Origin of the sequence: Microbulbifer jejuensis (assembly GCF_047289955.1) — a bacterium.
Classification (GTDB): domain Bacteria; phylum Pseudomonadota; class Gammaproteobacteria; order Pseudomonadales; family Cellvibrionaceae; genus Microbulbifer.
On sequence record NZ_JBLBUB010000031.1, the window covers coordinates 22557 to 39789 of the forward strand.

The 17233-nt window shown below is 54.7% G+C and carries 14 protein-coding genes; 10 read left to right on the top strand and 4 right to left on the bottom strand.

Translation table 11 applies throughout. The annotated features are described in order from the left end of the window. Positions 1-51: 51 nt before the first annotated feature. The 9 genes from yrfG to ACL7TT_RS17525 all read left to right on the top strand — a co-directional run bounded on the left by yrfG (position 52) and on the right by ACL7TT_RS17525 (position 8815). Positions 52-747 (top strand): GMP/IMP nucleotidase, encoded by a 696-nt coding sequence (gene yrfG, locus ACL7TT_RS17485; protein ID WP_413397331.1) that lies wholly within the window; start codon positions 52-54, stop codon positions 745-747. A gap of 20 nt (positions 748-767) precedes the next feature. Continuing rightward, positions 768-1145: an RNA-binding S4 domain-containing protein gene (locus tag ACL7TT_RS17490; protein ID WP_413397333.1), complete on the top strand. Its 378-nt coding sequence runs from the start codon at positions 768-770 to the stop codon at positions 1143-1145. 85 nt (positions 1146-1230) lie between these two features. Further along, complete coding sequence (locus tag ACL7TT_RS17495; RefSeq protein WP_413397335.1) at positions 1231-2724, top strand: S1C family serine protease; 1494 nt, start codon at positions 1231-1233, stop codon at positions 2722-2724. Between the two features lie 30 nt (positions 2725-2754). Continuing rightward, positions 2755-3195: a DUF4124 domain-containing protein gene (locus ACL7TT_RS17500; RefSeq protein ID WP_413397337.1), complete on the top strand. Its 441-nt coding sequence runs from the start codon at positions 2755-2757 to the stop codon at positions 3193-3195. 124 nt (positions 3196-3319) lie between these two features. Beyond that, on the top strand, positions 3320-4198 hold the full coding sequence (gene hslO, locus ACL7TT_RS17505) for an Hsp33 family molecular chaperone HslO (protein ID WP_413397339.1): 879 nt from the start codon (positions 3320-3322) through the stop codon (positions 4196-4198). A gap of 284 nt (positions 4199-4482) precedes the next feature. Further along, a complete protein-coding gene (locus ACL7TT_RS17510) occupies positions 4483-6030 on the top strand; it encodes a phosphoenolpyruvate carboxykinase (RefSeq protein ID WP_299942646.1) in 1548 nt (515 codons plus the stop codon). A gap of 229 nt (positions 6031-6259) precedes the next feature. After that, positions 6260-6928 carry a hypothetical protein gene (locus ACL7TT_RS17515; protein WP_413397341.1) on the top strand — a complete coding sequence of 223 codons (669 nt, stop codon included), beginning with the start codon at positions 6260-6262 and terminating at the stop codon, positions 6926-6928. Between the two features lie 16 nt (positions 6929-6944). Then, positions 6945-7655: a D-Ala-D-Ala carboxypeptidase family metallohydrolase gene (locus ACL7TT_RS17520; protein WP_413397343.1), complete on the top strand. Its 711-nt coding sequence runs from the start codon at positions 6945-6947 to the stop codon at positions 7653-7655. An 80-nt stretch (positions 7656-7735) separates the two neighbouring features. Beyond that, positions 7736-8815, top strand: a complete 1080-nt coding sequence (locus tag ACL7TT_RS17525; RefSeq protein WP_299942640.1) for an AI-2E family transporter — start codon at positions 7736-7738, stop codon at positions 8813-8815. A gap of 180 nt (positions 8816-8995) precedes the next feature. On the opposite strand, the gene ACL7TT_RS17530 is transcribed toward ACL7TT_RS17525, so the two are convergent. From ACL7TT_RS17530 to galE, 4 genes are all read right to left on the bottom strand, one after another. After that, positions 8996-10390: a S8 family peptidase gene (locus ACL7TT_RS17530; protein WP_413397345.1), complete on the bottom strand. Its 1395-nt coding sequence runs from the start codon at positions 10388-10390 to the stop codon at positions 8996-8998. A gap of 702 nt (positions 10391-11092) precedes the next feature. Then, positions 11093-11983: a 3-hydroxyisobutyrate dehydrogenase gene (mmsB, locus tag ACL7TT_RS17535; protein WP_413397347.1), complete on the bottom strand. Its 891-nt coding sequence runs from the start codon at positions 11981-11983 to the stop codon at positions 11093-11095. Between the two features lie 45 nt (positions 11984-12028). After that, a complete protein-coding gene (locus ACL7TT_RS17540; RefSeq protein ID WP_413397349.1) occupies positions 12029-13540 on the bottom strand; it encodes a CoA-acylating methylmalonate-semialdehyde dehydrogenase in 1512 nt (503 codons plus the stop codon). Positions 13541-13819: 279 nt separating this feature from the next. Then, the gene (gene galE, locus ACL7TT_RS17545) at positions 13820-14848 is read right to left on the bottom strand and encodes a UDP-glucose 4-epimerase GalE (protein ID WP_299942632.1); all 1029 of its coding nucleotides are present in this window, start codon (positions 14846-14848) and stop codon (positions 13820-13822) included. A 448-nt stretch (positions 14849-15296) separates the two neighbouring features. On the opposite strand from galE, the gene ACL7TT_RS17550 reads away from it, so the two are divergent. Next, positions 15297-17219 carry a PrkA family serine protein kinase gene (locus ACL7TT_RS17550; RefSeq protein WP_299942630.1) on the top strand — a complete coding sequence of 641 codons (1923 nt, stop codon included), beginning with the start codon at positions 15297-15299 and terminating at the stop codon, positions 17217-17219. Positions 17220-17233: the final 14 nt, after the last annotated feature.

Here is a 17233-nt window from a genome sequence, read left to right on the forward strand (position 1 = left end):
ACAACGACACTTTGGCTTCCCATACCCACCACTGATCAATAGATAGGTTCCATGCTCGACTGGCGAAGTATCGATACCGTATTGCTGGATATGGACGGCACCCTGCTGGACCTGCACTACGACAACCACTTCTGGTTCGACCACCTGCCCAAACGCTATGCGCAGGTGCACGGCCTGGATCTACAGCATGCCAGGGGCCAACTGCAGCGGGAAATCGACGCGCGCCGCGGCACCCTGGAGTGGTACTGCCTGGATTTTTGGGCCAAGACCCTGGAGCTGGACATTCTGGCCATTCTGCGCGAGATTGAGGAGCGCATCGCTCTGCGCCCCCATACGGAAGCTTTTCTGCAATGCCTGCGGCAATTGCACAAGCCCACCTTCCTGGTCACCAACGCGCACCGCCAGGGTCTCAGTCACAAGCTCGAAATCACCGGCATTGGCGGCTGGTTTGACGGTATCATCTCCTCCCATGATTACGGATATGCCAAGGAGAGCAGCCACTTCTGGCGCACACTGCACGGGACTTTGGACTTCGACCCGCTGCGTACCCTGCTTGTGGATGATAACCAGAGTGTGCTGGCTGCCGCACAGGCTTACGGCATCACCCACCTGTTGTGTATCCGCCAGCCAGACAGCCGCAGACCCAGTCGGGAAATCACTGATTTTGAAGCCATTCACCACTTTGACGAGATTATGACGGTGAGGCACAGCGCACAGCCCCGGCAGCCAAAGCCCACCGGATACTGAATATTCAACAATATAATGCGATGGAAAAAGTTCGTATCGACAAGTGGCTATGGGCCGCGCGCTTTTTCAAGACCCGCAGCCTGGCCAAACAGGCCATTGAAGGCGGTAAGATCCATGTTGGTGGCCAGCGGGTCAAGGCCAGCAAGGAAATCACCGTCGGCGCCAGCCTGAGTATTCGCCAGGGTTGGGACCTGGTGGAAATCGCCGTGATTGCCCTCTCTGACCGGCGTCGCGACGCCGAATTTGCCCGCACCCTGTACCGGGAAACCGAGCACAGCGCCGCTCGGCGCGAGCGGGAGCGCGCCGAACGCCAGGTTGCCAACGCGGGTATCCAGCGCCAGCGTCCCAATAAAAAACAGCGTCGCCAGATCCACCGTTTCCTGCGCGAGCAGGACTAGGTCCGGACAACCAAATTGGTGAAAATTCCGCCAACACTCCCGATTGTTGCTACACTCGCCCCACTCAACCCGTTAGAAAACAGCCATGATGAAACAACTGATCGCCATTTCTCTGCTGATTCTGTCCGGCATGCAGCCTGCGGCAGCCGACAGCCGCGAACACGAGCAGCTCAAACGCTCAATCATCAAAATCTACACCACGGCCGCCGCACCGGATTACTTCAACCCCTGGGCCCTGCTCAACCCCAAGCAACTGTCCGGGTCCGGTGCAGTGATCCGCAACCAGCAGATCCTTACCAATGCCCACGTCGTAGCCAACGGCAGCTTTATACAAGTACAGCGCCATGGTGACGCGAAGAAATACCGCGCCCGCGTGAAATTTGTCTCCCACGATGCGGACCTGGCCCTGCTCACCGTGGACGATGACGATTTCTTTGGAGATACCCGCCCCTTGGCCCTGGGCAGACTCCCCGACCTGCAGGAGGAAGTGACCGTCTATGGCTACCCCATCGGCGGCAAATCCCTGTCCATCACCCGCGGTGTCCTGTCCCGGGTGGAGCACCAGTACTACGCCCATGCAGAGAGCTACCTGATGGCCGGGCAAATTGACGCCGCGATCAATCCCGGTAACAGTGGTGGCCCGGTGATTTCCAGCGGACGCATCGTCGGTGTGGCCATGCAAACCAACCAGAGTGCGGAAAACCTCGGCTACTTCGTACCGCCCAGTGTGATCACCCATGTCCTCGAAGATGCCGAAGACGGCGTACACCAGGGTTTCCCTGAACTGGGCGCGGTGACACAGAGCCTGGAAAGCCCTTCCATGAAAAAGGCCGCCGGCCTCAGTGAGGCCCAGGATGGCGCCATGATTGTAAAGGTTTTCAGCGACTCCCCCGCGGCCAGGGTTTTCCAGCCCGGCGACGTATTGCTGGAAGTGGACGGCTTCAAGGTAGCCGCGGATCGCACCGTGGAGTGGCGTGAAAACCAACGCACTAACTACCATTACGCCGTGGACCGCCACCATGTGGGGGACAAGTTGCCGGTGCGTTTCTCCCGCGACGGTGAGGAGAAAACCGCTCAAGTCACCCTGGCCGCAGTGCCACCCTCACGGGCACTGGTGCTGGGGGAACAGTTTGACCAGCAGCCGCGCTATTACATCTACGGTGGCGTGGTATTCGTGCCGCTCAACATGAACCTGATCAAGCGCTGGGGCAACAACTGGCACTCCAAGGCCCCCATAGACTACCTGTATGCACGCAACCAATGGAGTGAGGAGGGCCGCCGCGAATTGGTCGTGGCCCTGAAAGTGCTGCCGGCCAACGTCAACCTCGGCTATCACGACTGGAAGAACTGGATTATCGATTCGGTGAATGGCCACAGCGTCGCGGACTTCGATGGATTCGCCCAACTGATGGAGACCAACAAAAGCGATTTTATAGAGCTGCGCGACCGCTCAGGCTACCGAATGGTGCTGGATGCCGCCGAAGCCCGCGAGCAGGAGCCCCTGATACTGCAGACCTACCATATCCCCCAGCGCCACTCGCGGGGGTTGTTCAGCCAGTTGGCCAACAAGGTTAAATAAGGCTCCAGGCCTGTGAATCCGAAAAGCACCATGAACACTGCGAAATGGGCAATCGCCTTCGCCGGCCTGCTCCTGGCCATCGGTGTCGATGCCGGTGAACTGTATCGTTGGGTCGACAAAGATGGCCGTGTGCATTTTAGCGACCGACCACCAGCAAAGACCCAGGCTCAGGATATCTCCGACAAACTGGAGCCCATCAACTCTATTGATGGCACCAGAACTCAGAGACCTGGCGAGAGCCGCCAACCCCGTGATACTGAGCGCGAGTACGCACAGCGTCGACAGCAGCAACAGCAAGCGCGCCAGCGTGAGGTAGAACGTATCTGCCAGCAGACACGCCAGCGCCTCAATGCCCTCAACGGGCGTGTGGCCTTTATCGATGCAAACGGCAGGGAGGTGCGCTACAGCGAGCGCGAACGCCAGCAAATGGCAGAAAAACTCAGAAATGCGATCGCGCGACGCTGCGGTTAGAGCCCAGGAGGTATAGCTCCCGCCGGCACGCCAACGGGGCAGTTCCCCCCAGCCCTTACCGAGGTCTACCATTCAAGCAGGCCCGCCGCTAAAATCCCCCGGTTTGATACCGAGGCCTCGATCTATGTCCGACCAACTGGAGCGCTTTATCTTCTCCCAACACGATATTCGCGGGCAGGTGGTGACCCTTTCTGACGCCTATCGATCGGTGCTGGAAAACAACCCCTTGCCGGCGCCGGTAGCGCGTCTGTTGGGGGAGTTTCTCGCGGCCGCCTGCCTGCTCTCCACTACCCTGAAATTTGACGGCTTACTGAGCCTGCAGGCCCGCGGCAAAGGGCATGTTCCACTGATGATGGCGGAGTGCACCCATCACAGCGATCTGCGCGGCATAGCGCGCATCGCTGAGGGTGCACAGACCGGCGCCCACACCGGCCTGCAGGAACTGATAGGTACGCACAGTGCCCTGACCATCACTCTGGAACCCAAGCGCGGCGAGCGCTACCAGGGCGTGGTGCCCATGGAGAAGGGGAGTCTGGCCGGATGCCTGGAAGACTACTTCACTCGATCGGAGCAACTGGACACACGCTTCTGGCTGGAATGTGACGGAAACCAAGCGGGGGGCATTATGCTACAGGTGCTGCCAGGCAATAATGCCGCCTCTGCCGGGGAGAACCATGACGCTTGGGAGACCGCCCTACATCTGGCCGATTCCGTGACTGCCCGTGAACTGTACACGCTCTCTCACCGCGAACTGATCCACCGCCTGTTCCACCAACTAAGGCCAGCGAGTCTGGGCACGGACTCGATCCGCTTCAAATGCAGCTGCTCGCGGGAACGCAGCGCTCGGGCACTGGTCTCTCTGGGCGCCGGGGACCTGTATAAGCTGCTGGATGAGCAGAATGGCGAAATTGTCACCGATTGCCAGTTTTGCAATGCCCGCTACCACTTTGACCGGAACCAAATCGAAGTGCTGCTCAATGCGCCACCCCACACCCTGCACTGAGCGGGCGGACCGGTGTAGGGAAGTCACCCACCCGTGGGTGACCATTCCCTGCTGGAGTGCCGGTAAAATTCAAGAGACAAATACTAGGCAACAAAAGCATAAATCATGAGAATTAAAGCTGTTGGTTTTTCAAACAACAGCGCCGTTAATCTGCAGAAAATAACGGCATTTGCTACCCGCCTATTTTGAATTTTGCCATAATGCGCCCCCCAAATTTTGCCTGGCTGTCCAAACTCCTGGCGGCCCTTGTATTTTAGTCTCCAACTTTCATGGGTAATCGACGCATGGCACAGATCGACGACACCGCGCTGGTTTTCAAGAACCTATCACCAGCACAATTGGTAGAGCAGGCTCTGACGCGCGGCGAGGGCAAGCTATCCGACACAGGCGCACTGGTCACCGAAACCGGCGCCCGCACCGGCCGCTCCCCGGCCGACCGCTTTGTTGTGGAAGAGCCCTCCACTGCGGACAGTATCGACTGGGGCAATATCAACCGCCCCTTCCCGCAGGACAAGTTCGACGCCCTCTGGGACCGCGTAGAGGCATTTGTCGCCGGCGGTAACAATTTCATACAGCAGCTGCACGTGGGCCAGGACGAAGACCACTATCTGCCGGTTGTCGTAACCACCCAGACCGCCTGGCACAACCTGTTCGGTCGCAATATGTTTATCCGTGCCGAAAAGTACAATCCCAAAGGTAAGGAAGAATGGCTCATCCTGCACGCCCCCCATTTTTCCTGCGATCCCGAGCGCGATGGTACCCACTCAGAGGGCTGCGTCATCATCAACTTCGGCCAGCGCAAAGTGCTGCTGGCAGGCATGCGTTACGCTGGTGAAATGAAGAAGGCCATGTTTTCCGTACAGAACTTCCTATTGCCGGAAAAAGACGTCATGCCCATGCACTGTGCCGCCAATGTGGGTAAAGACGGCGATACCTGCCTGTTCTTCGGTCTGTCCGGCACCGGCAAAACCACACTCTCTGCCGATCCGGAGCGCTACCTGATCGGCGACGATGAACACGGCTGGACCAGGGGCGCCGTATTCAATATGGAGGGTGGTTGCTACGCCAAGACCATCGACCTGAGCCGCAAAAACGAGCCGGTAATCTGGAATGCCATCCGCTTCGGCGCCATTGTTGAGAACGTGGTCACCAATGTGTCCGGCACCGCTAACTACAGCGACACCAGCCTCACCGAAAACGGCCGCTGTTCCTATCCATTGGAGCATGTGGAAATGCGCCAACTGGAAAACCGCGCCGGTGAACCAGAGAATGTGATCTTCCTCACTTGTGATGTATCCGGCGTGCTGCCCCCTGTCGCCATTCTGTCCAAAGAGGCGGCGGCCTACCACTTCCTGTCCGGTTACACCGCTCGCGTCGGCTCCACCGAACTCGGTGCGGAAGCCGGCATCCACCCGACATTCTCCACCTGCTTCGGCGCCCCTTTTATGCCACGCGCGCCACGTGAATATGCCGACCTGCTGATGAAGCGTATCGAGGACTTCAGCTCCAGGGTATACCTGGTGAACACCGGCTGGACCGGCGGTTCCGGTGACAACGGCAAACGCTTCCCGATCCCGGTGACACGTGCCGTCGTGGCCGCCATCCAGAGCGGTGCGCTGGAAGACGCCGCCACTGAGCACCTGGATATCCTGAACCTGGATATTCCGCTGGAAGTGCCCGGTGTGGACAAATCCTACCTGAACCCACGCAACGCCTGGGACGATAGAGCCGCCTATGACGACCAGGCCGGTAAACTGGCTCGGCTGTTCGCCGAAAACATTGAAAAATTCAGTGTGAGTGAGGAAGTTAAAAACGCCGGCCCCAAAGCCTGACACCTTCTTGCCTGAAAGTGCCCCTCGGTGCCCCTCCAGCCCACCGAGAGCGCAACATAGCCCCTGCGCCGCAAGGTCCGGGGCTTTTTTGTCCCTGCCGCCATACCCCATTTTGTTGAATTTTACGGCTATAGTGAGTAAAGAGACGCCGAAGAAGCAGGCGCCTGTGCCACTGACTCTGCCCCCTGGCACCGGAGCAGACACCAGCCCCATGTCTCCAGATAATTCCGTGACCCGTTTAAGGACAACCTATCCTCACCAGTCGCCGGGAAGGCGGGTACACCCCACGGTAGTGGGCTGCCTGGGCATGGTATTGACCTCGATTCTGCTGGCCCTGTGGCTGTTTTTATATTTGAAATCCCACGAAAAACCCTATGAACAGTTGAAGGGTTACCGCATCGCCACCTTGGAAAGCTTCAACAACTTTCTGCGCAGCGGCAATAACCGGGAACGGGTGAATGCCCTGGCGCATTTCCTCGCGGGCCGGGGCGTTGGCGATGTCACCCCGGTACACAACCTGTTGCGCCAGGGCAGCGGCTGGCTCGAACTCAAGGAGCCGCCCTATGCCATACCCCCGCGGGAGCAATGGCACAAGATAGTGGGCACCCTGACACTGCTGCGAGACCAGGTGGAACCCCTGATCGGTCCTGTGGGCGTGGTCTCCGCCTTTCGCACCGATGATTACAATCGCAAGCTGGAACACAGCGACAAAGCTCGACACCGGGACTTTTGCGGCCTCGACCTGATACCGAACTCCCATATCAGCCAGCGGGAGCTTGCGGAGGAGTTGCGTACCCTGCACGCGCGTCTTGGGCCAGAAAGCCATTTTGGTCTCGGCCTCGGCCTCGGTGAAGGTATGCGCTTTCATATCGACACCTGTGGCTATCGTATCTGGTAACTGGCGGACGCTCTGCATGAATTTTCAGGAAAATAAAGACCGCGCCCCTGTTGCACGCCAGAGCTGGCGGCGCCGGATCATCCTCGCCGGCGCCATTCTGCTCGTCACCATCGTTATCCTGTTGTTTGCCACTTTTGACCGGGTGCGCGAACTGGGAGACCGGGTGATCAACCCCATAGACCTGCTTCCGCCACTTGAAATCCCAGTTGTATACGATATTCAGGGCTATCCTGCAGCCTCGGAAAGGGCTTTCATCCATTTCCTCAAACAGGCCAACAACCGGAACCTGTTTTCCAGGCTGAAAGCTTTCCTGCGAGCAAATCAGGTACACATGGTAGTGTCACCGTTTGAACTGCTGCGCCAGGGCAGTGACTGGCGGGATCTGAACGAACCCCCTTTCGCCATTCCCCCGGAGGAATACTGGAAAGCTGTAGTGGATACCCTGAAAGTAATCCGACAGGAAATAGTACCGCGTATCGGCCCGGTGACTGTCCTCTCCGGGTGGCGCACCACCAGCTACAACCGCAAGGCAGGCGGTTCAAAAGGCAGTAAACACCTGCTCTTCTGCGGCCTGGATATAGTCCCACAGAAAAATTTCTCGCGGGAGCAGCTGATACCGGTACTCAGGGATATCCACCGGCGCAATGGCCGACAGTGGAAGATGGGCCTTGGCATCTACAAGAGCATCCGTTTTCACGTGGATACCTGTGGTTACAGACGCTGGTAAATCCCTCCCGCTTTTGATTATATAGAATACAATTCAAGGCCCGTAACCACAGGGCAATCACGCAGGCTGAGGAAGTTCCGGTGCAGGAAAAGCTCGAAAAACGTTCATTTATCTTGTCTTTGCTCTTGGTGACAGTGGCCTTTCTGCTGCTCGTGAAGCCCTTTTTCACAGCGATTTTCTGGGCATGCGCCATTGCCCTGATTTTTTATCCGGTGTACCGCTACCTGATGAGGCGTTTTCCCAATTCCCCCAATGCCATGGCATTGGTGACACTGCTGATGTGTGTTGTCCTGCTGGTAATACCGGTGCTTGTGGTGGCCACCTCATTTATCAACGAGGCGGTAACCCTGTACCAAAAGGTACAGGACGGGCAGATTGATATCTCCAAATCCCTAGAGGAAATCCGCAGCGCCTTCCCGAGACTGAATACCACACTCGAAAGCATCGGTGTAGATATCGAGGTGGCCAAACAGCGTTTGCTTGGCGGCATTATGAATGCCGGCAGCATCGTCGCCAAAAATGCGATTGAAGTGGGACAAAACACCGTTAATTTTTTTGTCATGCTGGGCTTAATGCTCTACTTGACCTTCTTCTTAATCCGCGATGGTGAAAGACTGGTCAACCTGATTATCCACGCGCTGCCTCTGGGCGATGCACGCGAACATCTGCTGCTGGCCAAGTTCGCCGAAGTCACCCGCGCTACGATCAAAGGGAATCTGGTCGTTGCCGTAACCCAGGGCACACTGGGCGGCATTATTTTCTGGGTACTCGGCCTCCCTGCACCCTTGTTGTGGGGGGTACTGATGACCCTGTTGTCACTATTGCCGGCAATTGGCGCTGCCCTTATCTGGTTTCCGGCGGCCATCTATCTTTATGCCATTGGCGAGCCGATAAAAGCCACCATATTGCTAATCTATGGGCTCACCGTCATCAGCCTGGTGGACAATCTCTTGCGCCCCATTCTTGTGGGGCGGGATACCAAGCTCCCGGACTATCTGGTACTGTTCTCCACAGTGGGTGGTCTGTTCATGTTTGGTATCAGTGGGTTTGCCATAGGCCCGCTACTCGCGGCACTGTTTCTCGCCTTCTGGGAAATCTTTATGCGGGAGTTTGTCCACCCGGAAGAGTTGTTGGAACAGCCAAAGGCAAAAGCCGATTAGGGTTTCTCGGGGCGAACCACCTTTACCTTTGCAAAACGGCCTCTCTCCTTGCGGATAAAAACCTGGGCTTGGGCAGGAAACCCCGTGTACATCGATTGTCTATCTCACGCGGAGGGTTTGCGGACATGCGCCGCAAACCCAGGTTGAAAAAGGCCATGGAAGGCCTTTTTCAACAGCCGATTAAGGCACAGCATCAATTGCCGCATTGGCATCAATAATGCCCGCACCACAGCCACCGGAACAAGCACCGGGCAGAGGGCGGGCCGTGAGCGTCAGGATATTCTCGATCTGCACAGGTGTGAGGCCAGCATTCTTGGCGTACATAAGCGCAGCGGTACCAGATACATGCGGTGCCGCCATAGAGGTACCCTGATAGTACACATAGTTCTCATTACCTGGACTTGTCTGGCCGTCGTTCAGAGTTGAAGCGACTCCGTGAGTAGGGTTGAAGACCACATCTCCTCCTGGTGCACTGACATCTACGGTGGCACCAAAGTTAGAGTAATAAGCCCGGGCCCCAAAGCGCTCGGTTGCTGCAACGGCTATCACATTGAAACAGTTTGCCGGTCGAAAACCGGATGCATCCGCATTGCTGTTCCCTGCACTGACTACCACGGTTGTGCCGTTGGCAACGGCCGTATTGATGGCACTTTGATAGGTGGAACCACAGGCGCCGACACCACCAAGACTCATGTTGATCACCTGGGCGGGGTTGGCATTGGCCGGCACACCACTCACAGTACCACCGGATGCCCAGACAATACCGTCGGCAATATCAGAGAGAAAACCACCGCACTTGCCCAGCACCCGCACCGGAACCACTTCTGCATCGAAGGCTACGCCAGCCACACCCTGGTTGTTGTTGGTCACAGCAGCGATGGTGCCGGAAACATGGGTGCCGTGCCAGCTACTGGGCCGGAATTGCGGTGGATTAAAAGGACCGCACTCGTTGGCATTCACCCAATCCCCCGGGTCGCTGGCATCTGAGTCGCGCCCGTTGCCATCATTGGCCACAGAAACATCACTGATAAAATCGTAGCCGGGGAGTATATTGGCGTGGAGATCTGAGTGGAATACATAACCGGTATCCAGCACAGCCACGGTGACGCCGGCTCCCGTCTGTTTATCCCACGCCAGGGGAAGGTTGATACCGCCGACAGCCTCAAAGTAATGCCACTGCACATTGTAAAAAGTGTCATTCGGTATAAATTGTGGCTGCATCAATACATCCTCTTCAACAGCGACGACATTTGGATCGGCCTCCAGCATCAGTGCCAGCTTTTTCAACTGACCCGGCGCCATGCGCTTATTCAGCCGGTATACCTGGCGATCTGCCAGTGCCAAACTGCGCACGTAAGTCATTCCATGGCCGCCCCGCTGTGCGAGCGCAGCCGCTTGGTCGGCCCAATCGCGGGCCTTGGCGTCTTTATATTGCACAATGATACGCTGCGGCACATTGGAAAAATCGGTGCCTTCATCGCGTTCAACCGCATAGGCACTATAAGAGAGAAAGCCGGTTACCACCGCAGCCATCGTTAAACCAGCCCTGAGAAACGCCTTTGAGAGAATATGCATTATTTTTCTTCTCCATTAACCTAATTTTACATGAAAAGGTATATGTTGAAACGAGCTCACCTGCAATGAACGCGATCAACCTATTGAGGATATTTGCACTAACTTAAATATCTTATGCAATATGACAATTTGACATTTGTGCAAAAAAGGCAAAATAATGCATTAAACTTTTTGCCCGAAAAAAGTTTAATGCATTCCAAGGGGTAATTGATTAGAGGTGGTTCTCGTTTAATGAATGAATTTACGGCCGTTACTTCTGCATAAAATGAATGGTTAATATCTTAAAATTCAAATACAGGCCGCATCTTTGAGCATCATGTTAATAACCGGTCAGGCCTGACCAATTATCAATTCCTGGATCTTCAAAAATATCAAGCACTCAACCTATCACTAACAGATCGAAGCAAAGAATACTCTCCTCTCGGGACACACTGTGAATACTTCCCGCTACGCTCGTAATCGGCATCCATGCCTCATACGATCCTGCGAGAGGAGTATTCTTCCCTCCTGCTTTACTAGCAATATCACAAAGTGTTATCAGCAGAAGAAAATCCCATACCCAGATTAACCATAATAAAAGACCCGATCTCAGCCGCCCTTTTTCGAGGTAATCGAATATACCTAACTGTTTAATCTGCCGTATTAGCTTTTACCAGAGGTACTAGTATCAGCAAGAGACTTGGGACGAAGTAAAATGCCTGCCTATTTCAGTTGGAATAGTTGCTGAATGCTGGAGAAATCCAGTTCCCCGCTCCCTGCCAGGTTATGTATCCCATACAGGTTGCGAGCCAGTGAACCCAGTGGAGTATAGCTTTTACTATCGGTTGCAGCATGCTGCGCCAGGCCCAGGTCCTTGCACATCAACTTGACCATAAACCCTCCGGCATACTGATTACTGGCGGGCACATTCTCCATAACTCCCGGATAGGGATTATAGGTTTGCAGAGACCAATTGGCCCCGGAGCTTTTTGATATAATCTCTGTAAGCACTTTGGGGTCCAGTCCGTTATCCACACCCAGCTGCAGGGCCTCGGCTGTACCAATCATATGGATGGCCAGGAGCATGTTGTTGCAGATCTTGGCCGTCTGGCCAGACCCGGCGGGTCCCGCGTGGAAAATATTGATTCCCATATGCCGAAGAATTTCCCGTGCCCGTTCCACATCATTGCCGTCCCCACCACACATAAAACTCAATGTACCGGCCACGGCCCCGGCTACGCCACCGGATACGGGCGCCTCTATGGCGTGGATCCCCTTGTCTCTGGCTGTGGCCAGAAGGCGCTTGGCGCTGGTGGCAGAAATGGTGGAACAATCGACCACCAGGGTATTTGGCGCAACCAGGTCCAGTAATTTTTCCTCATCGATATACAGGGACTCCACCGCGGCACTGTGAGGCAGCATACTGACAATAAAGTCTGCACCCACCACAGCCTGGTGTGGGGTAGCACATGCCTCGACGCCCCGGCTGCCTGCGCTGTCGAGCAATGCCCCGACCGGATCGTATCCCTTGACCTGAAATCCTGCTTTCACCAGGTTGTAAGACATGGGGGCTCCCATGTGCCCAAGTCCAAAGAAGGCGACTGTCTTTGTCATTGCACTCTCCGAATGTCAGCACCCGGTTGGCTTCCCGGCAAGTGACTATTTGAGGTTTATTGTCATGTTCGCGTGCTGTGCATGTTCGATATCCGAATCAAACCAGCGTGCCGTTATTGTCTTGGTTTCTGTGTAAAAGCGCACTGCCTGCTTGCCGTAGGCATGCAGGTCCCCATAAAAGGAACCGCGCCAGCCAGTGAAGCTGAAAAATGGCAAGGGTACCGGAATAGGTACATTAATCCCCACCTGGCCCACCAAAGTTTCATGCTGGTATTTGCGCGCGGCGGCGCCACTGGCGGTAAATATCGATGTGCCATTGCCATAGGGACATTGATTCACGAGGTGAATCGCATCCTCCAAAGTATCCGCGTTGACAAGACAGAGGACGGGACCGAAGATCTCGTCGGTGTAAATGGACATCTCCGGGGTGACATTGGCGAACAGGGTCGGCCCCACCCAGTTGCCATCGGGATATCCATCAACAGATACAGCGGAGCCGTCCAACATACAGTCGGCGCCCTCCGCCCTGCCCCTGGCGATATACTCCAGTACCCGCTCCCGCGCCACTGCGGAAATCATTGGCCCGTAGTCAGATTCCGGCCTCCTCCAGTGGCCGGGCTTCACCTTGGCCATACTATCGCGGATTTCGCTCTTCCACTGCTGCGCTTCACCAACCAAAACGGCTACGGATATCGCCATACAACGCTGCCCCGCGGCTCCAACCGAAGAGCCGATTAGATGATGAATTGCAGCGCTTTTGTTGGCATCGGGCATAACCACCATATGGTTCTTGGCGCCGGCAAATGCCTGTACCCGCTTTAGATGCGAGGTACCGGTCTGGTAAATATACCGGGCTACAGGGACCGACCCCACAAAAGAGATTGCCTTGATATCCGGTGCCTTGAGCAGAAAATCCACCTGTTCCCGGCCACCATGCACCACCTGCAATAGCCCTTTGGGCGCCCCCGCCTCTTCGAAAAGTTCCGCAAGCTTGCAGGGGGTGATTGGGTCCTGTTCCGATGGTTTGAGGACAAAACTATTACCACAGGCAATCGCCATGGGAAACATCCATAACGGAATCATTGCGGGAAAGTTAAATGGTGTGATACCGACACATACACCCAGTGGTTGCAGGAAGGAGTAACAGTCGACGGCATTGGCGACGTTTTCTACCGTTTCCCCCATCATCAAACTGGCAACGTTCGCCGCATGCTCTACAACCTCAATACCCCGCCAGATATCACCTCTGGCATCCTCAATAGTCTTGCCGGTTTCCTCACAGAGAATTTCCGCCAGGCTTTGCTGATGCTCTTTGAGCAAGACCTGGTATCTGAGCATGACGCGCGCGCGCGTAGATATTGGTGTATCCCGCCATTCTGGAAATGCATCGCGGGCGGAGGCGACTGCAGATCGCAGGTCTTCGAGGGAGGCACAGGGAACCTGGGTCAGGACTTCCCCGGTGGCGGGATTGGTTACATCCAGCCAATCGTCGCTGTCGGATTGTATCCATTCACCGTTAATATAGAGAGGAAGCCTGGGAGGAATGGACGTTTTCATAGTCATTGTTGTGCTTGTTCTGGCTGAAACTCCCCAATCGTTCAGGTTACTTCTTCGGCAACCCAGCCGATGCTTCAGGACTCATTGGATGGTCGCCCAGAAAATACTAGCACAATTGCACAGGGTAGCTTTATCACAGCGAACTAATGACAACAGCTCCCCGGTCGGCAAAAGTTTTGTTGCTTGCCGAAGGCATGTCATTTGCGGAAAATGTGGGCAGAAAAACAGGGATCAGCGGGCTCTCAACACTCCGCTATCCCTATCAGGTTTTCAGCGGGCTCACAAAGTGCTATAGCCTTTCGGATTCCGGGACTGCCAACGCCAGGTATCCTCGACCATTCTCTCCAAGTCATACTCGGCTTTCCAACCCAAATCCCTCTCGGCCAGCGTCGGATCAGCATAGCACTGTGCGATATCACCGGGCCTGCGAGGTACAATGTTATAGGGAACCTCCCTGCCACTTGCGATTTCAAATGCACGTACAACTTCCAGCACAGAACACCCCCGGCCTGTCCCAAGATTATGGGTATAGCAGCTGGCATTACCCGTATTCTGCAGCAACAGTTCCAGTGCGGCCAGATGGCCGCGGGCCAAATCGACCACATGGATATAGTCTCTCACGCCAGTACCATCAGCCGTATCGTAATCGTTGCCAAATACCCGCAGATAGGGACGGCGACCGACTGCCACCTGCGAGACATAAGGCAATAAATTGTTGGGAATACCCCGCGGGTCTTCACCAATCATGCCACTTTTATGGGCCCCAATCGGATTAAAGTAGCGTAGCAGGCTCACCTGCCAGCGACTTTCCGGAGCTGCGCAGATATCCCTAAGCATATCCTCTACCATCAGCTTGCTGGCTCCATAGGGATTGGTTGCCCCGGTAGGAAAGTCCTCCCGGATCGGCACAGTCTTCGGATCACCGTACACGGTAGCCGAGGAGCTGAAGACCAGGCGGTTTACGCCAAATTCTTCCATCAACTCAATCAGGACCAGAGTGCCGGCCAGGTTGGTTTGATAGTAACGCAAGGGCCTGGTTACTGATTCACCGACAGCTTTAAGCCCGGCGAAATGCATTACCGCGGCAATCTCATGCTCGCAAAAGACCCGATGCAATCCTTGCCGATCGCCGATATCAAGGGGGTAAAATGGCACCGTCCTGCCAGTGATAGACGCCACTCTGCGCAGGGCCTCTTCGCTGCTGTTGGACAAATTGTCCACCACAACCGGCTGAAAACCTGCATTCAGCAATTCAATACAGGTATGGCTACCAATATAACCCGCACCGCCAGTCACCAGAATTGCCATAATGACACCCTCGAGTTTGTTTATCCTGACAAAAGGCCGCAAGTAAAGGGCAAAATGCCGTTATATTCAACCTATAAAGGTACCATTCCAGTATCGCGATAAGACGGAAAGCTATGCTGGAAAAGCAGGGGTTGTTTAACATTCTGTACCCAGGAGGAAGTCTGTTTACCCCAAGTCAATGATCACAGCGTAGATAGCGCGGCGCGGGAGATGCTGCGGGCCGACGCCGGCCCTTGTTGAACAGGTAATACATAGTCGTTGCGAAGGGCGGTAATAGTCCCCGTGCTTCACGACAAATACACCTCCGTCTAGGCAAAAAGTGTGCTACAGCCACCTATACGGATCACCCCGGATGGGCAGATCCGCTGCCACGGAGTAACCGGTGCACTGATTCCGAATGATAAGACGGATACGGTGTTCCCCGGGACACTACAGGGAGGTAAATATCATGACAATTTTCAACCACTATCTGGAGAGATACGAGTCTATCCAGAATGAAGAGCTCAGTATCCAGGAATACCTGGAGCTGTGTAAAACGGATCGTGGCGCCTATGCTTCCCCCGCCGAGAGAATCCTCCTGGCGATCGGCGAGGCAGAACTGATCGACACCTCCCATGACCCCCGCCTGTCCAGAATTTTCTGTAACAAGGTCATCAAGCGCTATAAAGCCTTTAGCGGTTTCTACGGTATGGAAGAGGCGATTGAACAAATTGTCGCCTTCTTTCGACATGCTGCCCAGGGATTGGAGGAGAAAAAGCAAATCCTGTACCTGCTGGGCCCGGTGGGTGGCGGCAAATCCTCCCTTGCCGAACGTCTCAAGGCGCTAATGGAACAGGTGCCGATTTACGCAATTAAGGGATCGCCTGTTTTCGAATCACCGCTGAGCCTCTTCTCCCCAGGGGAGGATGGACGCATTCTGGAGGAGGACTATGGCATCGCCAGTCGCTATGTCAATACCATCATGTCGCCCTGGGCTGTCAAGCGGCTGCACGAGTTCAATGGAGACATCAGTAAGTTCCGTGTAGTGAAGGTACATCCCTCTATCCTCGATCAAATAGCGATATCCAAGACAGAACCCGGCGACGAAAACAATCAGGATATTTCCTCCTTGGTTGGCAAGATAGATATTCGAAAACTGGAAGAATTTCCGCAAAACGATCCCGATGCCTACAGTTTTTCCGGCAGCCTGTGTCGTGCCAATCAGGGTTTGATGGAATTTGTGGAAATGTTTAAAGCACCTATCAAGGTGCTGCATCCATTACTGACTGCCACTCAGGAGGGCAATTACAACAGTACAGAGGGACTTGGCTCAATACCGTTTAACGGCACGGTATTGGCACACTCCAACGAATCGGAATGGCAGTCTTTCCGCAACAACCGTAACAACGAAGCATTCCTCGACCGAATTTATATCGTCAAGGTCCCCTATTGTGTACGTGTTCAGGAGGAAATCAGGATCTATCAAAAATTACTGGAAAACAGTTCCCTCTCCGAGGCACCCTGTGCACCGGACACTCTGCGCATGTTGGCGCAGTTCTCCGTATTATCAAGGATCAAGGGTCCGGAAAATTCCAACCTCTATTCAAAAATGCGCATTTATGATGGGGAAAATCTCAAAGATACCGACCCCAAGGCGAAGACAATACAGGAATACCGGGACAATGCCGGCGTCGATGAAGGGATGACCGGCCTGTCTACACGCTTTGCATTTAAGATACTCTCCAAGGTTTTCAATTTTGATGCAACTGAAGTGGCAGCCAACCCGGTGCATCTATTATATGTACTGGAACAACAAATAGAGCAAGAGCAGTTTCAACCGGAAAAACAGGAAACCTACCTGGGCTTTATCAAAGAATATCTGGCTCCGAGATACGTGGAGTTTATCGGCAAGGAGATCCAAACCGCTTATCTGGAATCCTACGCAGAATACGGCCAGAATCTCTTCGACCGCTATGTCACTTATGCCGACTTCTGGATTCAGGACCAGGAGTATCGCGATCCAGAAACCGGTGAGATACTGGATCGGGGCGCGCTCAATGAAGAACTGGAAAAAACCGAAAAACCTGCCGGAATTTCCAATCCAAAAGATTTTCGCAATGAGATTGTAAACTTCGTGCTGCGAGCCAGAGCCAATAACCAGGGTAAAAATCCGGACTGGAGGTCCTACGAAAAACTTCGCGCCGTTATTGAAAAGAAGATGTTTTCAAATACCGAGGATCTTCTGCCGGTTATTTCCTTCAATACCAAGGCATCCACGGACGATAAGCGTAAGCATGCAGACTTTGTGGCACGTATGGTAGAGCGTGGTTACACCGAGAAACAGGTTCGTCTGCTGTCTGAATGGTATCTCCGTGTACGCAAATCGCAGTAATTTTTCCACTTGCA

What these genes read in the sequence shown, in the direction of transcription:
- ACL7TT_RS17530 (WP_413397345.1), bottom strand. Translation starts at nt 10,390, where the DNA reads ATGCATATTCTCTCAAAGGCGTTTCTCAGGGCTGGTTTAACGATGGCT.
- ACL7TT_RS17495 (WP_413397335.1), top strand. Translation starts at nt 1,231, where the DNA reads ATGATGAAACAACTGATCGCCATTTCTCTGCTGATTCTGTCCGGCATG.
- ACL7TT_RS17550 (WP_299942630.1), top strand. Translation starts at nt 15,297, where the DNA reads ATGACAATTTTCAACCACTATCTGGAGAGATACGAGTCTATCCAGAAT.
- galE (WP_299942632.1), bottom strand. Translation starts at nt 14,848, where the DNA reads ATGGCAATTCTGGTGACTGGCGGTGCGGGTTATATTGGTAGCCATACC.
- ACL7TT_RS17520 (WP_413397343.1), top strand. Translation starts at nt 6,945, where the DNA reads ATGAATTTTCAGGAAAATAAAGACCGCGCCCCTGTTGCACGCCAGAGC.
- mmsB (WP_413397347.1), bottom strand. Translation starts at nt 11,983, where the DNA reads ATGACAAAGACAGTCGCCTTCTTTGGACTTGGGCACATGGGAGCCCCC.
- ACL7TT_RS17510 (WP_299942646.1), top strand. Translation starts at nt 4,483, where the DNA reads ATGGCACAGATCGACGACACCGCGCTGGTTTTCAAGAACCTATCACCA.
- ACL7TT_RS17490 (WP_413397333.1), top strand. Translation starts at nt 768, where the DNA reads ATGGAAAAAGTTCGTATCGACAAGTGGCTATGGGCCGCGCGCTTTTTC.
- hslO (WP_413397339.1), top strand. Translation starts at nt 3,320, where the DNA reads ATGTCCGACCAACTGGAGCGCTTTATCTTCTCCCAACACGATATTCGC.
- ACL7TT_RS17500 (WP_413397337.1), top strand. Translation starts at nt 2,755, where the DNA reads ATGAACACTGCGAAATGGGCAATCGCCTTCGCCGGCCTGCTCCTGGCC.
- ACL7TT_RS17540 (WP_413397349.1), bottom strand. Translation starts at nt 13,540, where the DNA reads ATGAAAACGTCCATTCCTCCCAGGCTTCCTCTCTATATTAACGGTGAA.
- yrfG (WP_413397331.1), top strand. Translation starts at nt 52, where the DNA reads ATGCTCGACTGGCGAAGTATCGATACCGTATTGCTGGATATGGACGGC.